The following is a 15,599-nucleotide window of genomic DNA, read 5'->3' on the forward strand; positions in this document are numbered from 1 at the left end:
GTCATCCCTTGATGGCGCCGGCGGTCATTCCGTCGACGATCTTGCGGTTGAAGAAAACGAAGAGCAGCAGCGGCGGGATCGTGATCAGGACGATGTCCATGAACAGCAGGTTCCACTGCGTGTTGTACTGGCTCTGGAAGTTGTAGAGGGTGACCTGCACGGTCGCGTTGTCGTCGCCGGGCAGGAAGTACAGCGGGTTGACGAAGTCGTTGAAGACGGCCACCGAAGTGGTCAGGATCACCGTGATGGTGACCGGCTTGAGCAGCGGGAAGACCACGCGGAAGAAGAGCGTGAGCCCGGTGCAGCCGTCGATCATGGCGGCCTCGTCCAGCTCGCGCGGGATGGCCGCGACGAACGCCCGGAAGAGCAGCACCGCGTACGACAGGCCGAAGGCCACCTCGACGAGGATCAGCCCGGGCAGGGACTTGAACAGGCCGAGCGCCTGCAGCAGCCAGATCGTGGGCACGATCGCGGGCGGGATGATCAGCCCGGACAGCACCAGGAAATTCGCCAGTGAGCCGATCTTGCCCGCGCGGCGCTGCAGCACGAACGCGGCCATCGCGGCGAAGACGACGATCAGCGCGACCGACGCGACCGTGAGGATCGTGCTGTTGAGATAGGCCCGCAGCAGCACGTAGTCGCGTGCCTCGATCACCTCGACGAAGTTCTGGACGATCGGCCAGCTGGTGGGCCAGGCGAAGTCCAGGTCGCTGGACTGCACCTCGTCCTTGACGGCGGTCAGCAGCATGAACGAGAACGGCACCAGGAAGATCGCGGTGGCCAGCAGCAGCGCGATGCCCTCCACACCGAACCTCTTGAGCGCTCTCATAGCGTGGCCTGCCTCTTGCCCAGGAAGTAGTTGAGCGGGACGACGATGGCGGTGACGACGACGAAGAGGATGACGTTGCCCGCGGTGGACAGGCCGAAGAAGCCAGCCTGGTACTGCTTGTAGATGATCGAGGCGATGGTGTCGCTGGTGAAGCCGGGCCCGCCGCGCGTCATCGTCCAGATCAGGTCGAACGACCGCAGCCCGCCGATGAACGACAGGATGATCACCGAGTACGTCGCCGGCCAGCTCAGCGGCAGCGTGACGTGGCGGAAGCGATGCCAGGCGTTGCCGCCGTCCACGGCGACGGCCTGGTAGTAGTCCCGGGGGATCGACATGATCCCGGCGATGTAGATGACGGTGGCGATGCCCACGCCCTTCCACACGTCCACCAGCGCCACCGACAACAGCGCGGTGCCGGCGTCCCCGAGCCAGTCCGGCCCGTCGATCCCGGCCAGCGCGAGGGCCTTGTTGACCAGGCCGGTGTCGGGCCGCAGCAGCGCGCTGAAGGTGATGCCGACGGCGACGGTGCTCACCAGTACCGGGAAGAACACCACCGAGCGCAGGAAGCCCCGCAGCCGCAACTTCGAGGTGAGCAACACGCCCAGCAGCAGCCCGAGCACCACCTTCAGCCCGCTGGTGAGGACGGCGTAGAACAGGGTGTTGGCGAAGCCGATGCGCAGATTCTGCTCGGCGAAGAAGTCGCGGAAGTTGTCCAGCCCGACGAATGTGCTGTCGAACAACGTCCAGCGGGTCAGCGCGAAGTAGAAGGCCATGACCGTCGGCACCAGGAAGATCACCAGGTAGACGACGGCGGCAGGCAGGTACAGCGTGTACGGGTACGCCGCGCGCTGCTTCGAGGCGCGGACGTGCCTTTGCCCGGGGGCCGGGCCGGGCCCCGTACGGGACCCGGTGGCCTGCTTCGTCACCACCCGGCGAGCCCCAACTGCTTGGCCTGCTTCTCCACGTCCTTGTCGTACTGTGCGGCGCCCTCCGCGGGCGGCGTCAGCCCGGAGCCCACCGCGACGGTGATCTGCTCCAGGGACGGGCCCTTCACCGGGGAGACGAACTCCAGGGCGGGCGCGGTGGCGCCCTTGTCGACGTACGCCTGCAGGTCCTTGGCCACCTGGATGGCGTCGTCGGGCAGCTTGGCGCCCTGGATCCGGTACGGCCCGGCCGGCTGGACGACCTTGCTGACCGCGTCGGCGGCGGGCGGCGAGGCGACGAAGGCCAGGAACTTCTTGGCCGCCTCCAGCTTCTCGGTGGTCTTGGGGATGTAGAGGCCCGCGGGCTCCCAGAGGGTGGCGCCGTTCTTGGCCGGGTCGGTGCCCGGGATGCCGAAGAAACCGACGTCGGTGGCCGCTTGCGGCATGGTGGCCACCAGCGGCGGCAACTGGGCGCTCAGCATCGGATAGTGCGCGCCCTTGCCCTCGATCAGCATCTTCATGCCCTGATCGGCGGTGGCCGAGCCGAACCCCTCGTTGAGGTAGCCCTTGGCGTGCACCTCGGCCAGGTGGTCGAAACCGGCCTGGGCGGCCGGCGTGGCGGCGAACTTGGCCTTGTTGGCCGTGTAGTCCTGCGCGAAGCTCGGCACCGCGGCCTGAACGTTGTAGAAGTCGCCCAGCACGAACAGCTGCGAGGTCCAGGTGTCCTTGAACGTCGAGATCAGCGGCGTGATCCCGGCGGCCTTGATCTTGTCGTTGTTGGCCATGAACTCCGCCCACGTCGTGGGCACCTTCAGGCCGAGCTTGTCGTAGACCTTGCGGTTGTAGAGGATGCCGCCGCCCATCGCGGTGCCGCCCGGCACGCCGTAGACCTTGCCCGCCTGGGTCACCACGGGCAGGAAGTCCTTCTGCACGTTCTGCAGCACCGGGTCGCCGGTGAGGTCGACGAGGGTCTGGGCGGGGTTGAGTGCCTGGAGCAGCGAGCCGGAGTTGTACCAGAACACGTCCGACATGTCGCCGGTCGAGAGCCTGGTCTTGATGATGTTGTCGCCCTCGCTGCCGCCCGGCCGCGTCTCGGTCTCGATCTTGATGGTGGGGTTGGCCTGCATGAAGGCGTCCGTGAGCGCCTTGGCCGTGTCGACAGTCGCCTGGCTGTTGTCCACCAGGAACGTCAGGGTGGTGGTGCCGCCGGCGGCGGGCTCGGAGCCTGAGCTTGAGCCGCAGGAGGTCAGGGCCGCCATCACGAGAACGGTCAGTGCCGCTCCCAGTGCGCGGTGCGAGGTCTTCACAACGCCCCTCCGGGTCCGTTGAAACGTTTTAAACGCCCCCGATGCCAGTTAACGTAGGCGTCACACGACGGGGCCGTCAAGGGCGAATTTGGGGAACGATCCCCAATCGTGACCCGCCACGATAGCTCTCAAACAGGAATTCGGGATCAATAGAATGGGTAACGTTACCCACGGCTTTCCGATGCTTGAACCGTACTGTCCGAAGGGGTTCCTACGGGAAGGCGGGCGTATGGACGGGGCCGGTCGAGGGCGCCGGGTCACGATCGCCGACGTGGCCAGCCGCGCTCAGGTCTCCACCACCGCGGTGTCGAAAGTGCTGCGTAACGCCTACGGCGTCAGCGCGGCCATGCGCGAGCGCGTCCGGGCCGCCATCGACGAGCTCGGCTACCGCCCGCGTAACGCGGCGCGGGCGATGCGCGGGCGCACGTTCACCATCGGCGTGCTCCTGCCGCACATCAACAACCCGTTCTTCGCCGAGATCCTCGACGGCCTCATGGCGCAGCTCGGCGGCACCGACTACCAGGCCATCCTCGTCCAGGGCGGCAGGGACCCGCAGGGGGAGAGCCGGGCGATCGACGCGCTGGTGGACCGGCAGGTGGACGGCATTCTGATGGTCGCCCCGCTCAGCTCCAAGAGCGGCCTGGAGGAGGTCGCCACCGGCACCCCCACCGTCGTGCTGGGCCCGCACGAGCGGTCGGCCGTCTACGACTGCGTCAACAACGACGACGAGGCGGGCGCCGAGCTGGCCGTGGAGCACCTGATCGCACTCGGGCACCGTCGCATCGCCCACATCGCCCAGAAGGACCGCAACCAGGGCCGCCCCGCCACGCTGCTGCACACCATCCGGGAGCAGACCTATCGGCGTGTCATGGCCGAGCACGGCCTGGCCGGCGAGATCTCGGTCGCGACCACCTCTTACACCGAGGCAGGGGGCTATACGGGCGCCCGTGAGCTACTGGCCCGGGTACCGCGCCCCACCGCCATCTTCGCCGGGGCGGACCTGGCCGCTTTCGGCGCGCTTGCCGCCATCCACGAGGCGGGCCTGGCCGTGCCCGCCGACATCTCGCTGGCCGGCTACGACAACACCCGCGCGGCCGGACTGGCGCACATCTCGCTGACGAGCGTCGACCAGGACGGCGCCATCATGGGCAGGACGGCCGGTCGACTCCTGCTCGAACGCATCGAGGGACGCACGACGGCCGTGCAGTTCTGCGTCACGCCGGCCCTCGTGCCGCGCCGGTCGACGGCTCGTGCCGCCGGGACACGCGGCCGGGGTTCACAGGTTTCTCCCACTCAAGGTGAGTAGAACCGTGGCATGAGCGAACCCGTTCCCGCTCGACGTGATGTTGCCGGATGACGCTGCGCGAGCTCCTGTGCACCCGCACCGAGAGCCTGGCGTCGGACGCGGCGATCGCGCGGATAGGCGCGGCGGCCGGGCGCTCAGAGGCGGTGTGTCGCGTTGCTGCGGTAGTCGGTGTACGTGTATGGATTGTCGAGGATCTTCGTCGCGGGGATGTCTGGGTTCATGCCCTTGGCCCAGGCATCCTCCCCCATTTCCGAGCGAAGATAGTCGACCGTGCGCTCCACCTGGCGGCGCGCCGCCGCGAGGTCGACGCCGAGCAACTCGTGCTCGTGCTTGACCACGCGCCCGTTGACCAGGACCGTGTGCACGTCGCCGCGCTGCGCCTGGAAGGCGACGTGTCCGTACGGGTGGAGCAACGGGAACGACACCGGCGAACGGTCGTTCTTGATGAGCACCAGGTCGGCCTTCTTGCCTGCCGCGATCACGCCCAGATCGTCGCGGCCGAGCGCGTCGGCGCCGCCCCGGGTGGCCCAGTCGACGACCTGGTCGGCCCGCAGTCCGCAGTGCGTGACGGTGTCGCCCTTGGCGTGCGCCTCCAGGTGCTCGCGGGAGCGGTCGGCGCCGAGCGTGGTGCGCATGGCGGAGAACAGGTCGCCGCTCCACCACACGCTGGTGTCCATGGACAGCGACACCGGGATGCCGTGGGCGCGTACCGCCCAGGTGGGCGGGTAACCCTGGCCGGCGCTCTGCTCGCTCTCCGTGGAGACCGAGATGGAGCCGCCGGTGGCGGCGATGCGGTGATAGGAGTCGGCCGACAACGACGCGGCGTGCACGTAGATGTTCCGCGGGGTCATGAAGCCGTGCTCGTACATGAGCCGGATGCCGTCGTCGCTGGTCGCGCCCCACACGCCGGCGTGCGTGGTGACCGGCGCGTCCAGCTCCCGCGCCACCTCGAACGCGGGCTTCTCCGGGAAGGCCGGATCCCCCAGCACGTCGAAGGCGAGCTGGAAGCCGAGCATGTCGTCGCCGGTGATCCGGCGGGCCACGAAGTCGCGGAACTCTGGCGCGGCCGTCCACTCGGCCGGTGGTTGCTGGATGTTGCCGTACGCGAGCACGTACCGGCCCGGGACCGCTTGCAGCGCGTCGACGGCGGCGTCGGCGTGGTCCACGGTCTGCAGGCCGTGCGACCAGTCGACGACCGTCGTGACGCCGGCGTCGAGCGCCTCGATCGCGGCGAGGGTGTTGCCCGCGTGCACGTCCTCGGGCCGGAACAATGTGCCGTGCTCCAGGTAGAACCAGACGAAGTACTGCGTGAGCGTCCAGTCGGCGCCGTAGCCGCGGAGCGCGGTCTGCCACATGTGCCGGTGGGTGTCGATCATGCCGGGCATGACGATGCCGTCCGACGCGTCGATCGTGACGGCGTGCTCGGGCGCCTCGAGATCGGGACCGACCGCGGCGATCCGGTCGCCGGTCACCAGGACGTCGGTGCGTTCGAGCACCGTGCGCCCGCCGTCCATCGGCAGCACCGTGCCGCCGCGCAGCACCACAGGCCGTCCGGCCTCGAACTCGGTCCGCTCGCTCATCGCTGAACTCCGATCTTCCGAACGGTTGTCCGCCACACGGTCATGTTGTTGGCCGTAACTCTACGATTGCCGGGAACGGTGTCAAGAGCCTCCGCTGCACTTGGGTCGGAATGCGGGTGTGTGCCAGAATCGCGATTACGGACAATCGTCCGTGTAGCGAACACATGCGTGGAAGGGAGCCGGATGACAGACGAGCCGAACACGCCGGTCGGGGGCGGACCGCTGTCGGGCGTGCTGGTGGCCGACTTCTCCCGGATCCTGGCCGGGCCGTACGCCACGATGTTGCTCGCCGACCTGGGCGCCGACGTGGTCAAGGTCGAGGGGCCCGCAGGGGACGACACACGGTCCTGGACGCCGCCGGTACGAGGCGAGGTGTCGACGTACTATCTCGGCGTCAACCGGGGGAAACGGTCGATCGCGCTCGACCTGCGGGACGAGGCCGACGCCGAGACCGCCAGGGAGCTCGCCCGGCGCGCGGACGTGCTCATCGAGAACTTCCGGCCCGGCGGGCTGGCCAAATACGGCCTCGACCACGCCGCCGTCCGGGCCGCGAACCCCGGCATCGTGTACGCCTCCATCAGCGGGTTCGGGTCGGGAGCCGGGGCCCGGGTGCCGGGCTATGACCTCATGGTCCAGGCCATGTCGGGGCTGATGAGCCTCACCGGCGACCCGGACGGGCCGCCGTACCGGGCCGGGATCTCCGTGTTCGACGTGATGGCCGGCAACCACGCCGTCATCGGCATCCTCGCCGCGCTCCGCCACCGCGAGGCCACAGGGCAGGGACAGCACGTCGAGGTCAACCTGCTGTCGTCGGCGCTCACCGGGCTGGTCAACCACAGCTCCGCGTACGTCGCGGGCGGCGTCGTGCCGTACCGGATGGGGAATGCGCACCCGAGCGTGTTCCCGTACGAGCCGCTGCCGACCGCCGACAACGACCTCATCGTCACCGCCGCCAACGACGGCCAGTTCCGCAAGTTGTGCGAAGTGCTCGGGATCCCCGAGATCGCCGACGACCCGCGCTTCGCCCGCAACGCCGACCGCACCGCACGCCGGGACGAGCTGCGCCCGATCCTGGTCGAGCGGCTCGCCACCCGGGGTGCCGTCGAGTGGTTCGAGCTGCTCGTCGAGGCCGGGGTGCCGAGCGGGCCGATCAACACGATCGACGGCGGGTTCGCCATGGCCGAGCGGTTCGGTCTGGAGCCCGTCGTCGAGGTGGGGGAAGGGGAGCGGGCGGTGCCGACCACGCGGCATCCGATCCGGTTCTCAGAGACGCCGGTCAGCTATACGCTGCCGCCACCGGAGCTCGACGAGCACGGCGCGGAGCTGCGCAAGTGGCTTGCGGGGCCCGCCCGACGGGCGGAAGGAGATCAGGCGTGACGACGGAGCCGAATGTGCCCGGGTCCGGCACGCAGTCCCATGTGCCCGGGTCCGGCACGCAGTCCCATGTGCCCGGGTCCGGCACGCAGTCCCATGTGCCCGGGTCCGGCACGGCGCGCGAGTACCCGACGGCGCTCGGGGCGTCGTCGCTGAAGACGATCACGCTGCTCGGGGAGGACCTGGCCGAGGACGTCATGGGCCAGGTGGGTTTCGGCGAGCTGGCGTTCTGGCTGGCCACACAGCGCCGCCCGACGCCCGGCGAGATCCGCGTCTTCGAGGCGGTCCTGGCCGCCCTCGCCGACCACGGGTTCACGCCGACCGCCATCGTGACCCGGCTGACGTACCTGTCCGCGCCGGACTCCGTGCAGGGCGCGCTCGCGGCCGGGCTGCTCGGCGGCGGCTCCCGCTTCCTCGGCGTCACCGAGGACTGCGGCCGCTTCCTCAACGAGGTCCTGCGCGACCACCCCATCCCGGACGACGACGCCGGCTGGGACGCCCTCGCGCTGGAGACCGTCCGGGCCCGGCGCGCGGAGCGCAAGCTCATCCCCGGCCTCGGCCACCACGTGCACAAGGACGGCGACCCGCGCACACCGCGGCTCTTCCAGATCGCCGCCGAAGAGGGCCTGTTCGGGCCGCACCTGTCGCTCTTCGCCGCCATCGGCCGCGTCCACCCGCAGGTCCTGGGCCGCACTCTGCCGCTCAACGGGGCCGGGGTGTGCGGGGCGGCGCTGGCCGACCTCGGCCTGCCCCTGGAACTGCTGCGGGCCTTCGCGCTGCTCGCCAGGACCGCCGGTCTGATCGGCCAGCTCGCCGAAGAGCTGCGCCGTCCCGTCGCCAACGACATCTTCCTGTCCGTGGACCTCAACAACCGCTCCATCCCGCCCGAGCCGTACGCCGACGGAGGTTTGCATGGCTGAACTCGTCGCGGTCATCGCGTCCACCCACCATCCCTTCTACTACCGCGCCTCCACCAGCACCGGCGAGGACCGGCCGCCGTTCGCCGACGAGTGGGTGCGCAAGGTCGAGGCGTTCCGCGAGACCCTGACCAAGGCCAGGCCCGACGTGCTGGTCATGGTCGGCTCCGACCACTTCCACCAGCTCTGGCTGGACAACATGCCGCAGTTCCTCGTCGGCAAGGCCCCCTTCTACGACGCCAACTTCTCCAACGAGGAACGCGAGTTCGGCCTGCCCAGGATGTTCTTCACCGGCCAGGAGGACCTGTCGGCCTACATCCTGCGCGAGGGCCTGGACGCCGGCTTCGACCTGGCCTTCTCCAACGAGCTGCGGATCGACCACTCGATCACCTGCCCGATCATCACCCTGCGCCCGCAGAACGACCTGCCGATCGTGCCGATCTACACCAACATCTTCGCCCCGCCGCTGCCGCAGCCGAAGCGGTTCGTGCAGCTCGGGCGGACGATCCGGCAGCTGATCGAGTCGTGGCCGTCCGAGCGGCGGGTCGCGGTCATCGGGACCGGGCATCTGTCGCTCGAGCTCGGCGGCCCCCGCCAGTTCGGCCCGCACGGGCCCGACCCGGAGTTCGACCGGCGCGCCGTCGAATGGATCTCCTCAGGGGACATCGAGGGCTGCCTGGCCGAGGTGACGCTCGACAGCCTGCACGCACCCGGCAACGCCACCCACGGCTTCATGGATTTCATGCTGATGATGGGCGTCGCGGGCGAAGGCAGGAAGGCCGACTACGTCGACACCTACGACCTGTTCCACACCATGGAGGCGTACTTCACCTGGTACCCGAACGGAGGCGGCCGGCCGTGAGCAAGTATCTGCTCAACAAATTCCTGTTCACCGTCGACCGCGATCCCGAGCTGGTCGAACGTTACCGCGAGCAGCCGCGGGCGACCGTCGAGTGGTGGGAGGCCGAGTACGGCAACCGCATCCTCGGCTGCCACACCGGCGAGTCGTCCACGTGGCTGCGGTTCGACGACACCGAGCGGGAAGCGCTCGCCACGCACGACCATCCCAAACTGTTCGAGCTTGGTGCGCATCCGTTCCTGACGCTTACGCTGTTCATCGCGATGTTCGAGCGGGACTACGCCGAGCCGCTCGGGTTCCAGCTGGAGTACGCCCGGCGCCTGTCCCACCACGACCTGCCGTACCCGGACATCGCCACCTGAACGCGACCGTGAGGAGGAGTCGCTGATGCGTGCCGCGCAGATCGAGACCTGCGGGCTGCCGCCCCGGGTGACCGAGCGGCCGGCGCCGGAGCCGGGGCGCGGAGAACGGCTGGTGGGGGTGCTCGCGGCGCCCATCACCCCGCTCGACCTGCTGTGCGCCGGCGGTGCCTCCTACTTCGGCGTCCCGGCCACCCCGTACGTGCCCGGCGTCCAGGGCGTCGGGACGGTCGGGGACGGCACGCTGGTGTGGTTCCCGACGGCCGCGGGGATGGCGCCCGGTGACGGCAGCATGGCCGAGCTGTCCTCCGTGCCCGCGGACGACCTCGTGGAGCTGCCCGCCGGGACCGACCCGGTCGCCGTGGCCGCGCTGGGGCTGTCGGCGGTCGCCGCCCACATGGCGCTGACCTGGCGTGGCGAGCTCGCCGCCGGTGAGCAGGTGCTGGTGCTGGGGGCCGGAGGCGTGGTCGGACAGGCCGCGGTGCAGCTGGCCAGGGTCGCGGGCGCGCGACGGGTCGTCGCGGCGGCTCGCTCCGCGGCCGCGCGCGAACGGGCCGAGCAGGCGGGCGCGGACGCCGTGGTCGCGCTCGACACGGACGACGTGAAGGAACTGGCCGCGCGCTTCGCGGTGGCCTGCGACGGGCCGCTGGACCTGGTGCTGGACCCGCTCTTCGGGGTGCCGGCCGCCGCGGCCGCCCGCACCTTGCGGCCGTACGGGCGGCTGGTGAATCTGGGCAGCTCGGCGGGGGAGACGTGCCCGCTGGACTCGGCGACCCTGCGGAGCCGGTCGCTCCGGGTGCTCGGCTACACGAACAATGAGCTGACCAGGGAGCAACGCGCCATCGCCATCGGGCGGATCGCGGAGCTGGCCACGCTGGGGCGGTTGGAAGTGGCCCATGAGGTTGTGCCGCTGGACGAGATCGAGGTCGCCTGGCGCCGCCAATCCCACGGCGCCACATCCGGCCGCCTCGTCCTGACGCTCCAACCGTCCTGACAAACCCCACCGACCCCGTGCCCCACACCCGCCCGCCCCAATGACCGAGCTCGCATCGCCCGCGCCGACACCGCCGGTGCCGGCCGTGCTCACCGGGCGTGCGGGCGGTGTGAGGCGAAGTGCCGTGGTGGGGCCGGGGCGCGGCGGACCTGCCGGGAGGACGTGGGTCCAGGGCAGGGGCGGGTGGCGGGGATGGCCGGGGCGGTGGATCAGGAGGTCATCGTGACCTGGGGGACCGTCTCGTACAGGGCCCAGTCGGCGCTGATGGCGCCGGCCGTCTTCAACAGCAGCGGCAGGTGCACCTCGGCCAGCCGCTCCACCGACGTCTCCGCCGCGTGCGCGTTGACGTTGATCGCCGCGATGACGTTGCCCAGGCCGTCCCTGAGCGGCGCGGCCACGCTGCGGATCCCCAGGGCGAGCTCCTCATCCGTCAGCGCCCACCCCTTCGCCCGCACCTCGCGCAGCGCCGCGTCCCGCTCGGCCACGTCCGGCCGCCAGCGCGGCTGCACCCCCGAGCGGCTGGGCTCCGCGAGCACCCGGTCCACCTCGTCCGGCGGCAGCGCCGCCAGCAGCACTTTCCCCAGCGACGTCTGCAGCGCGGGGAAGCGGGTCCCGATCTGCACCGACAGGGTGACGATCTTCGGCACGGCCACGCGGGCGACGTACACGATGTCGGACCCGTCGAGCTGCGCGATGGACGACGACTCGTGGGTCTGCGCCACCAGCCGCTCCATGTGCGGCCTGGCCACCTCCCACAACCCCATCGAGCGCACGTACGACACCCCCAGCTCCAGCACCCGGGGCGTGAGCGCGTATCCACCAGGCTCGCTCCTGGCGTACCCCAGCTCCTGCAGGGTGAGCAGGATCCGGCGGGCCGTGGGCCGGGCCAGGCCCGTGGCGGTGGCCACCTCGGTCAGGGACATGACAGGCCGGCCCGGCTGGAACACCCTGATCACATCGAGGCCGCGGGCCAGAGCCTCGATGAAATCGGGGCCGGTGTCAGCACGTGCCATGAAACGCCTCCCTGCTCGGATCCGACTCTAGACCGTCGTGGCCGTGTGTCCGCACAGCGGCGGCTGGAGCGAGCATAGCGCTGCCCGCCTCAGCCGCGGATACGAAGCCTGGTAAGGCGGTGGTGTTACGGTGGCGTTTCCGTTTGGTCGTGAAGCGGACGGCTGTCCGACGAAGGAGACGCTCATCGGGCAGATAGCGGCTGACCCTGAAGCTGATCCGGCCCGCTCATTGTGGAGGACGGATGGGGCCGGATCTAGGCTTCACAAGTCGGTTGCAATGATCTTCTCGATGTTGCGCTCGGCCAGCGCCGTGATGGTGACGAACGGGTTGACGGTGGTGTTGCCGGGGATCAGCGACCCGTCGATGACGTATAGGCCCGGATGGCCGTGCAGGCGGCCGTAGTTGTCGGTGGCCTTGTTCAGCACGGCGCCCCCGAGCGGGTGGTACGTCAGGTGGTCGCCCCAGATCTTGTAGATCCCGAACAGATCAGTCCGATAGATCGTCCCCTCCTTGGCGTTGATCTTGTCGAAGATCGTCTTGGCCATGTCGATCGACGGCTGCTTCCACGCGGCCTGCCAGTTCAGCTCCACCCTGCCCGCCGCGGCGTTCCAGGAGAACTGGGCCCGGTTCGGATTCCTGGTGATCGACAGGTAGAACGAGGCGTAGGTCTCGATGCCCGTGGGCAGCGGCGCGACCTCGGCGAACGCGCCTCCGGCGGCCCAGTTGTCGATGCCGCAGCACGGGATCGCCGACTGGCGGCTGCCGGTCGGGTCCCACATGTGGTTGGCACGGCCGCACATGACGTTGCCGTTGTCGCCCCAGCCCTTGCCGACCTCGCCGTTCAGGTTCGGCAAGACGCCGGTCGCCTTCAGCCTGACCAGCAGCTTGCTCGTGCCGACGCTGCCGGCGGCGAAGAACACCCGGTCCGCGGTCACGGACTTGGTGGCCGTGACGTTCCCCGTGGTGTCGATCTGCTCGATGGCCACCGTGTAGCCGCCACCGGACGCGGGGGCGACCGAGGTGACCTTGTGCAGGGGCGAGATCGCCACCCTGCCGGTGGCCTTGGCCCTGGCGAGGTATGTCTTCTGCAGTGTCTTCTTGCCGTGGTTGTTGCCGTAGAGGATCTCGCCGTCCAAGGCCGACTTCGGGACGGTGCCGGCCTCCTCCTGCTTCATGTAGTCCCAGTCGTACACATCGGGCACGAAGACGAACGGGAAGCCGGAGCGCTGGGCGTGCTTACGGCCGACGCGGCCGTACTGGTAGTAGGGGGTCGTGTCGAACCAGGCCGGGTCGATGGTGGCGACCCCCAGCCCGGCGTTGGCGCGCGGGTAGTAGACGTTGTACATCTCGTCGGCGTTCACCGACGGGAGCACGAAAGCGAAGTTCTCGCGCCGGGGCGTGACCGCCATGCCGCCGTTGACCAGCGACCCGCCGCCGACGCCGCGGCCCTGGTAGACCGTGATCCCGCCGAACTCCTCGGCGTCCAGCACGCCCGTGTGGCGCGGGATGTCCCGGTCGATCGGGAAGCCGAGGAAGTAGTTGAGCGGCGCCTTGGTCCTGGTGCGCAGCCAGTACGACCGGTAGTCCGGCTCTCGCGTGTTGCAGAAGATCTTGCCGTCCGAGCCGGGGGTGTCCCAGGCCATGCCCATCTCGATCATGTGGACGTCCACGCCCGCCTGGGCCAGGCGCAGCGCCGCGACGGCGCCCCCGTAGCCGGTGCCGATCACCAGGGCGGGCACGTGCGCCCCCGAAGCGATCGGGCCGGCGGCCGCCCGGGCGGGGGCGGCGAAGACGGCGGTTCCGAGGACGGAGCCGGCGCCGGTGATGAAGCCGCGGCGAGAGATGTGGCTCATGGGGGGTTCCTCGCTCTCATCGAGAGTGCTCGCCGGCGGGCGACGGTCCGCCGGGTAACACGCAGGCGGTGTCCAGGCCCAGCACGCGGTTGAGCCGGCCGAACGCCCACCAGGAGCCGATGCACATGCTCAGCTCCACGATCTCCACCTGGCTGTAGCACGCCGTCATCCGGGCCCAGAACTCCTCGTCGAGGCCGTGGTGGTCGGTGGCGTACCGCTCGGCGTACTCGGCGGCCAGGCGGGTGCGCTCGTCGAAGGCGGTGGTGGAGCGCCACTCGGCCACCGCGTCGGCGAAGCCCTCCTCGACCTTCTGGCCGTCCCGTTCCGTCCGCCAGTCCAGGCAGAACACACATCCGTTGAGCTGCGCGATCCGCAGCCGCGCCGCCTCGAACTCGCGCAGGCCGAGCGTCGTGTCGGCGTAGACCGACAACGAGAAACGGGAGGCGGCGGCGCCGATGCCGGGGACCATCTCGCCCCACACGTACGCGATCGGGTCCTTGCCCTGGGGGACGTCGATGATCACGGGTGCTTCCTTCCGAGTCTGCTGGTCGGGGGGCGCAGCGGCACGTCGAGCGCGTCGTACAGTCCTGGTTCGGCGGTTACGAGCCAATCGATGGCGTTCACCAGCCGGCCGGCGGCGGTGGCGTTGCCGCCCGCGGAGCGGTTGCCGTCCTCGTCGGTGGCCTCGACCGTCACCTCGATACGCGGGCGGCCCTCGATGATCACCCGGTGTGCCCCGTCGCCGCTCGGAGGTGACGGCCAGTCGGGCGCACAGGACGGGTGGATGCGGGTGACGTGCTCGACGACGATGCGCGGCTCGCCCTCGACGATGCCCTGCACCTCGAACCGCGCCGCCCCCTGCGTGCCCGCCGCGAACTCGCCCATCTGCGGCGTGGTCACGGTGGCCTCCAGCGGGCGCCGCTCCACGCTTTCGCGGATCTCGTCCAGCTCCACGCCGAGGGCGCGGGCCATCAGCCGTACCTGGCCGCCCCACACCATGGAGGGGACGGTCGGGGCCAGCATCGGCGGCTCGTAGTCCATCGGCTGGCCCATGCCGACCAGATAGCGGACCGAGTCGGGCTGGTCGTACGTGGAATAGTCGAAGATCTCCTGGCAGCGGACGGCGTCGATGACGGACCCCAGCCCGCTGATCAGCAGCGGCAGCACGTCGTTGCCCCAGCCGGGGTCGACGCCCGAGACGAACAACGAGCCGCCGCCCTCGGAAACTGCGGCCAGCACCTGGGCGCGTAGCTCGGGTGGGGCGTTGCGCTGGTCGTAGAGCGCGTAGAGGGACGGGGTGACGACCACGGCTCCCGTGCGGAGCGCGGTGATGACGTCGGTGAGGGCCTCGTCCGGGCGCAGATCGCCGGAGGCGGTGTAGACGACGGCGCCGGGGGACGTGGACAGGACGGCGTCGACGTCCGTGGTCGCCGCCACGCCGACCTCGTGGCCGAGTGCTGCCAGATCGCCGGCGTCGCGGCCGGCTTTGGCGGGGTCGCTGACGAGCACGCCCGTGAGTGTCAGCCCGGGATGCGCTTCGACGGCGCGAATGGCCGCGCGCCCCATGTTGCCGGTACCCCAGACCACCGTGGTCACCATGGCCGGAGCGTAGCAAGCGCTTGGTTCGGTGTATAGACGCGGTCTCACCGTCGCGATCGGGCTTCGGTGAGGGGTGCCCCGGTCAGGACGGCGTCGGTGTGGGGGAGGGTGACGCGGTGCCCGTCGGCGGGGCGGTGGCCGGGGCCGTGGGGGTGGGCGAGCCGGTCGGCGTGGGTGTCAGCTCGGTATAGACGCCGGTCTGCTCCTTGATCGGCACGTTCACGCGTACGGGCTCGGCGCCGCTGAAGAAGAACGTCATCGGCACCGTGGTGCCGCGCGGACGCACTCCGGTGACCGTGCAGAGTGGCTTCTCGCCGGTGCCGACAGGCTGGTTGGGAGGCACGGTGACGGGCCCAGGGAGCTGTGCCGACCCGCCTCCCTCGATGGTGATGCGTTCGAGCTTGGCCGGCCGGTTGCTGTCGTTGATCAGCACCGCGTACAGGGCCTGCTGCGGGGCGGGCGAGGCCGGGTCGGCGCCACCCAGCAGGAAGACGTTACGCAGATGCAGGGTCTTCCCCACATCGACGTTGGCCCCCTGGTTCTGGGGGATGTTCGTCGAGCTGTAGTCGAATCCCGCGTGGCCCTGGCAACCGGCGGCGGCCGCCAAGGCCGCGACGATCACGGCAGAAGCGATGGGACGCATCGCACGACCCCCCTCTCGCACCCCTGGTTGCCGCTCCGCTAC

Annotated in this window: 15 protein-coding genes; 6 read left to right on the forward strand and 9 right to left on the reverse strand. The window is 70.0% G+C overall.

From position 1 onward, the window contains the following. Position 1: 1 nt before the first annotated feature. The 3 genes from EDD27_RS04600 to EDD27_RS04610 are packed head-to-tail and all read right to left on the reverse strand — an operon-like array spanning position 2 to position 3,059. A complete protein-coding gene (locus EDD27_RS04600) occupies positions 2-829 on the reverse strand; it encodes a carbohydrate ABC transporter permease (protein ID WP_127931231.1) in 828 nt (275 codons plus the stop codon). Continuing rightward, the gene (locus EDD27_RS04605; RefSeq protein ID WP_206641244.1) at positions 826-1,758 is read right to left on the reverse strand and encodes a carbohydrate ABC transporter permease; all 933 of its coding nucleotides are present in this window, start codon (positions 1,756-1,758) and stop codon (positions 826-828) included. The genes EDD27_RS04600 and EDD27_RS04605 overlap by 4 nt, the downstream gene beginning before the upstream one ends. Continuing rightward, the gene (locus tag EDD27_RS04610; protein WP_206641245.1) at positions 1,752-3,059 is read right to left on the reverse strand and encodes an ABC transporter substrate-binding protein; all 1,308 of its coding nucleotides are present in this window, start codon (positions 3,057-3,059) and stop codon (positions 1,752-1,754) included. Before EDD27_RS04610 ends, EDD27_RS04605 begins: the two co-directional genes overlap by 7 nt. A gap of 229 nt (positions 3,060-3,288) precedes the next feature. On the opposite strand from EDD27_RS04610, the gene EDD27_RS04615 reads away from it, so the two are divergent. Continuing rightward, positions 3,289-4,365: a LacI family DNA-binding transcriptional regulator gene (locus tag EDD27_RS04615; RefSeq protein WP_127931232.1), complete on the forward strand. Its 1,077-nt coding sequence runs from the start codon at positions 3,289-3,291 to the stop codon at positions 4,363-4,365. 134 nt (positions 4,366-4,499) lie between these two features. On the opposite strand, the gene EDD27_RS04620 is transcribed toward EDD27_RS04615, so the two are convergent. After that, positions 4,500-5,945 (reverse strand): amidohydrolase family protein, encoded by a 1,446-nt coding sequence (locus EDD27_RS04620; RefSeq protein ID WP_127931233.1) that lies wholly within the window; start codon positions 5,943-5,945, stop codon positions 4,500-4,502. Positions 5,946-6,128: 183 nt separating this feature from the next. Between EDD27_RS04620 and EDD27_RS04625 the strand changes: the two genes are divergently transcribed. From EDD27_RS04625 to EDD27_RS04645, 5 genes are read left to right on the forward strand one after another with little or no spacing between them, the layout of a single operon-like run. After that, positions 6,129-7,322: a CaiB/BaiF CoA transferase family protein gene (locus tag EDD27_RS04625; RefSeq protein WP_127931234.1), complete on the forward strand. Its 1,194-nt coding sequence runs from the start codon at positions 6,129-6,131 to the stop codon at positions 7,320-7,322. After that, complete coding sequence (locus EDD27_RS04630; protein WP_241563866.1) at positions 7,319-8,239, forward strand: citryl-CoA lyase; 921 nt, start codon at positions 7,319-7,321, stop codon at positions 8,237-8,239. Before EDD27_RS04625 ends, EDD27_RS04630 begins: the two co-directional genes overlap by 4 nt. After that, positions 8,232-9,098, forward strand: a complete 867-nt coding sequence (locus EDD27_RS04635; RefSeq protein WP_127931235.1) for a DODA-type extradiol aromatic ring-opening family dioxygenase — start codon at positions 8,232-8,234, stop codon at positions 9,096-9,098. The genes EDD27_RS04630 and EDD27_RS04635 overlap by 8 nt, the downstream gene beginning before the upstream one ends. Further along, positions 9,095-9,457, forward strand: a complete 363-nt coding sequence (locus EDD27_RS04640) for a hypothetical protein (RefSeq protein ID WP_127931236.1) — start codon at positions 9,095-9,097, stop codon at positions 9,455-9,457. Before EDD27_RS04635 ends, EDD27_RS04640 begins: the two co-directional genes overlap by 4 nt. A gap of 25 nt (positions 9,458-9,482) precedes the next feature. Then, the gene (locus EDD27_RS04645) at positions 9,483-10,448 is read left to right on the forward strand and encodes a quinone oxidoreductase family protein (protein ID WP_127931237.1); all 966 of its coding nucleotides are present in this window, start codon (positions 9,483-9,485) and stop codon (positions 10,446-10,448) included. Positions 10,449-10,657: 209 nt separating this feature from the next. Here EDD27_RS04645 and EDD27_RS04650 read toward each other — a convergent pair whose 3' ends face one another. The 5 genes from EDD27_RS04650 to EDD27_RS04670 form a co-directional block, all read right to left on the reverse strand. Beyond that, positions 10,658-11,461 (reverse strand): IclR family transcriptional regulator domain-containing protein, encoded by an 804-nt coding sequence (locus EDD27_RS04650; RefSeq protein ID WP_127931238.1) that lies wholly within the window; start codon positions 11,459-11,461, stop codon positions 10,658-10,660. 261 nt (positions 11,462-11,722) lie between these two features. Continuing rightward, the gene (locus tag EDD27_RS04655; RefSeq protein WP_127931239.1) at positions 11,723-13,315 is read right to left on the reverse strand and encodes a GMC oxidoreductase; all 1,593 of its coding nucleotides are present in this window, start codon (positions 13,313-13,315) and stop codon (positions 11,723-11,725) included. Positions 13,316-13,331: 16 nt separating this feature from the next. Beyond that, entirely contained in the window at positions 13,332-13,838 is a 507-nt protein-coding gene (locus EDD27_RS04660) for a carboxymuconolactone decarboxylase family protein (protein ID WP_127931240.1), read from the reverse strand. Continuing rightward, the gene (locus EDD27_RS04665; protein ID WP_127931241.1) at positions 13,835-14,914 is read right to left on the reverse strand and encodes an NAD(P)H-dependent amine dehydrogenase family protein; all 1,080 of its coding nucleotides are present in this window, start codon (positions 14,912-14,914) and stop codon (positions 13,835-13,837) included. The genes EDD27_RS04660 and EDD27_RS04665 overlap by 4 nt, the downstream gene beginning before the upstream one ends. 82 nt (positions 14,915-14,996) lie before the next feature. Next, positions 14,997-15,557 (reverse strand): hypothetical protein, encoded by a 561-nt coding sequence (locus EDD27_RS04670; RefSeq protein WP_127931242.1) that lies wholly within the window; start codon positions 15,555-15,557, stop codon positions 14,997-14,999. Positions 15,558-15,599: the final 42 nt, after the last annotated feature.

Origin of the sequence: Nonomuraea polychroma, from assembly GCF_004011505.1 — a bacterium.
GTDB classification, from domain to species: Bacteria; Actinomycetota; Actinomycetes; order Streptosporangiales; family Streptosporangiaceae; genus Nonomuraea; species Nonomuraea polychroma.

Bases quoted from the DNA above. Each gene is read 5' to 3' on its own strand.
- EDD27_RS04600 (WP_127931231.1), bottom strand. From the start codon at position 829: ATGAGAGCGCTCAAGAGGTTCGGTGTGGAGGGCATCGCGCTGCTGCTG.
- EDD27_RS04615 (WP_127931232.1), top strand. From the start codon at position 3,289: ATGGACGGGGCCGGTCGAGGGCGCCGGGTCACGATCGCCGACGTGGCC.
- EDD27_RS04620 (WP_127931233.1), bottom strand. From the start codon at position 5,945: ATGAGCGAGCGGACCGAGTTCGAGGCCGGACGGCCTGTGGTGCTGCGC.
- EDD27_RS04625 (WP_127931234.1), top strand. From the start codon at position 6,129: ATGACAGACGAGCCGAACACGCCGGTCGGGGGCGGACCGCTGTCGGGC.
- EDD27_RS04635 (WP_127931235.1), top strand. From the start codon at position 8,232: ATGGCTGAACTCGTCGCGGTCATCGCGTCCACCCACCATCCCTTCTAC.
- EDD27_RS04645 (WP_127931237.1), top strand. From the start codon at position 9,483: ATGCGTGCCGCGCAGATCGAGACCTGCGGGCTGCCGCCCCGGGTGACC.
- EDD27_RS04650 (WP_127931238.1), bottom strand. From the start codon at position 11,461: ATGGCACGTGCTGACACCGGCCCCGATTTCATCGAGGCTCTGGCCCGC.
- EDD27_RS04655 (WP_127931239.1), bottom strand. From the start codon at position 13,315: ATGAGCCACATCTCTCGCCGCGGCTTCATCACCGGCGCCGGCTCCGTC.
- EDD27_RS04665 (WP_127931241.1), bottom strand. From the start codon at position 14,914: ATGGTGACCACGGTGGTCTGGGGTACCGGCAACATGGGGCGCGCGGCC.
- EDD27_RS04670 (WP_127931242.1), bottom strand. From the start codon at position 15,557: ATGCGTCCCATCGCTTCTGCCGTGATCGTCGCGGCCTTGGCGGCCGCC.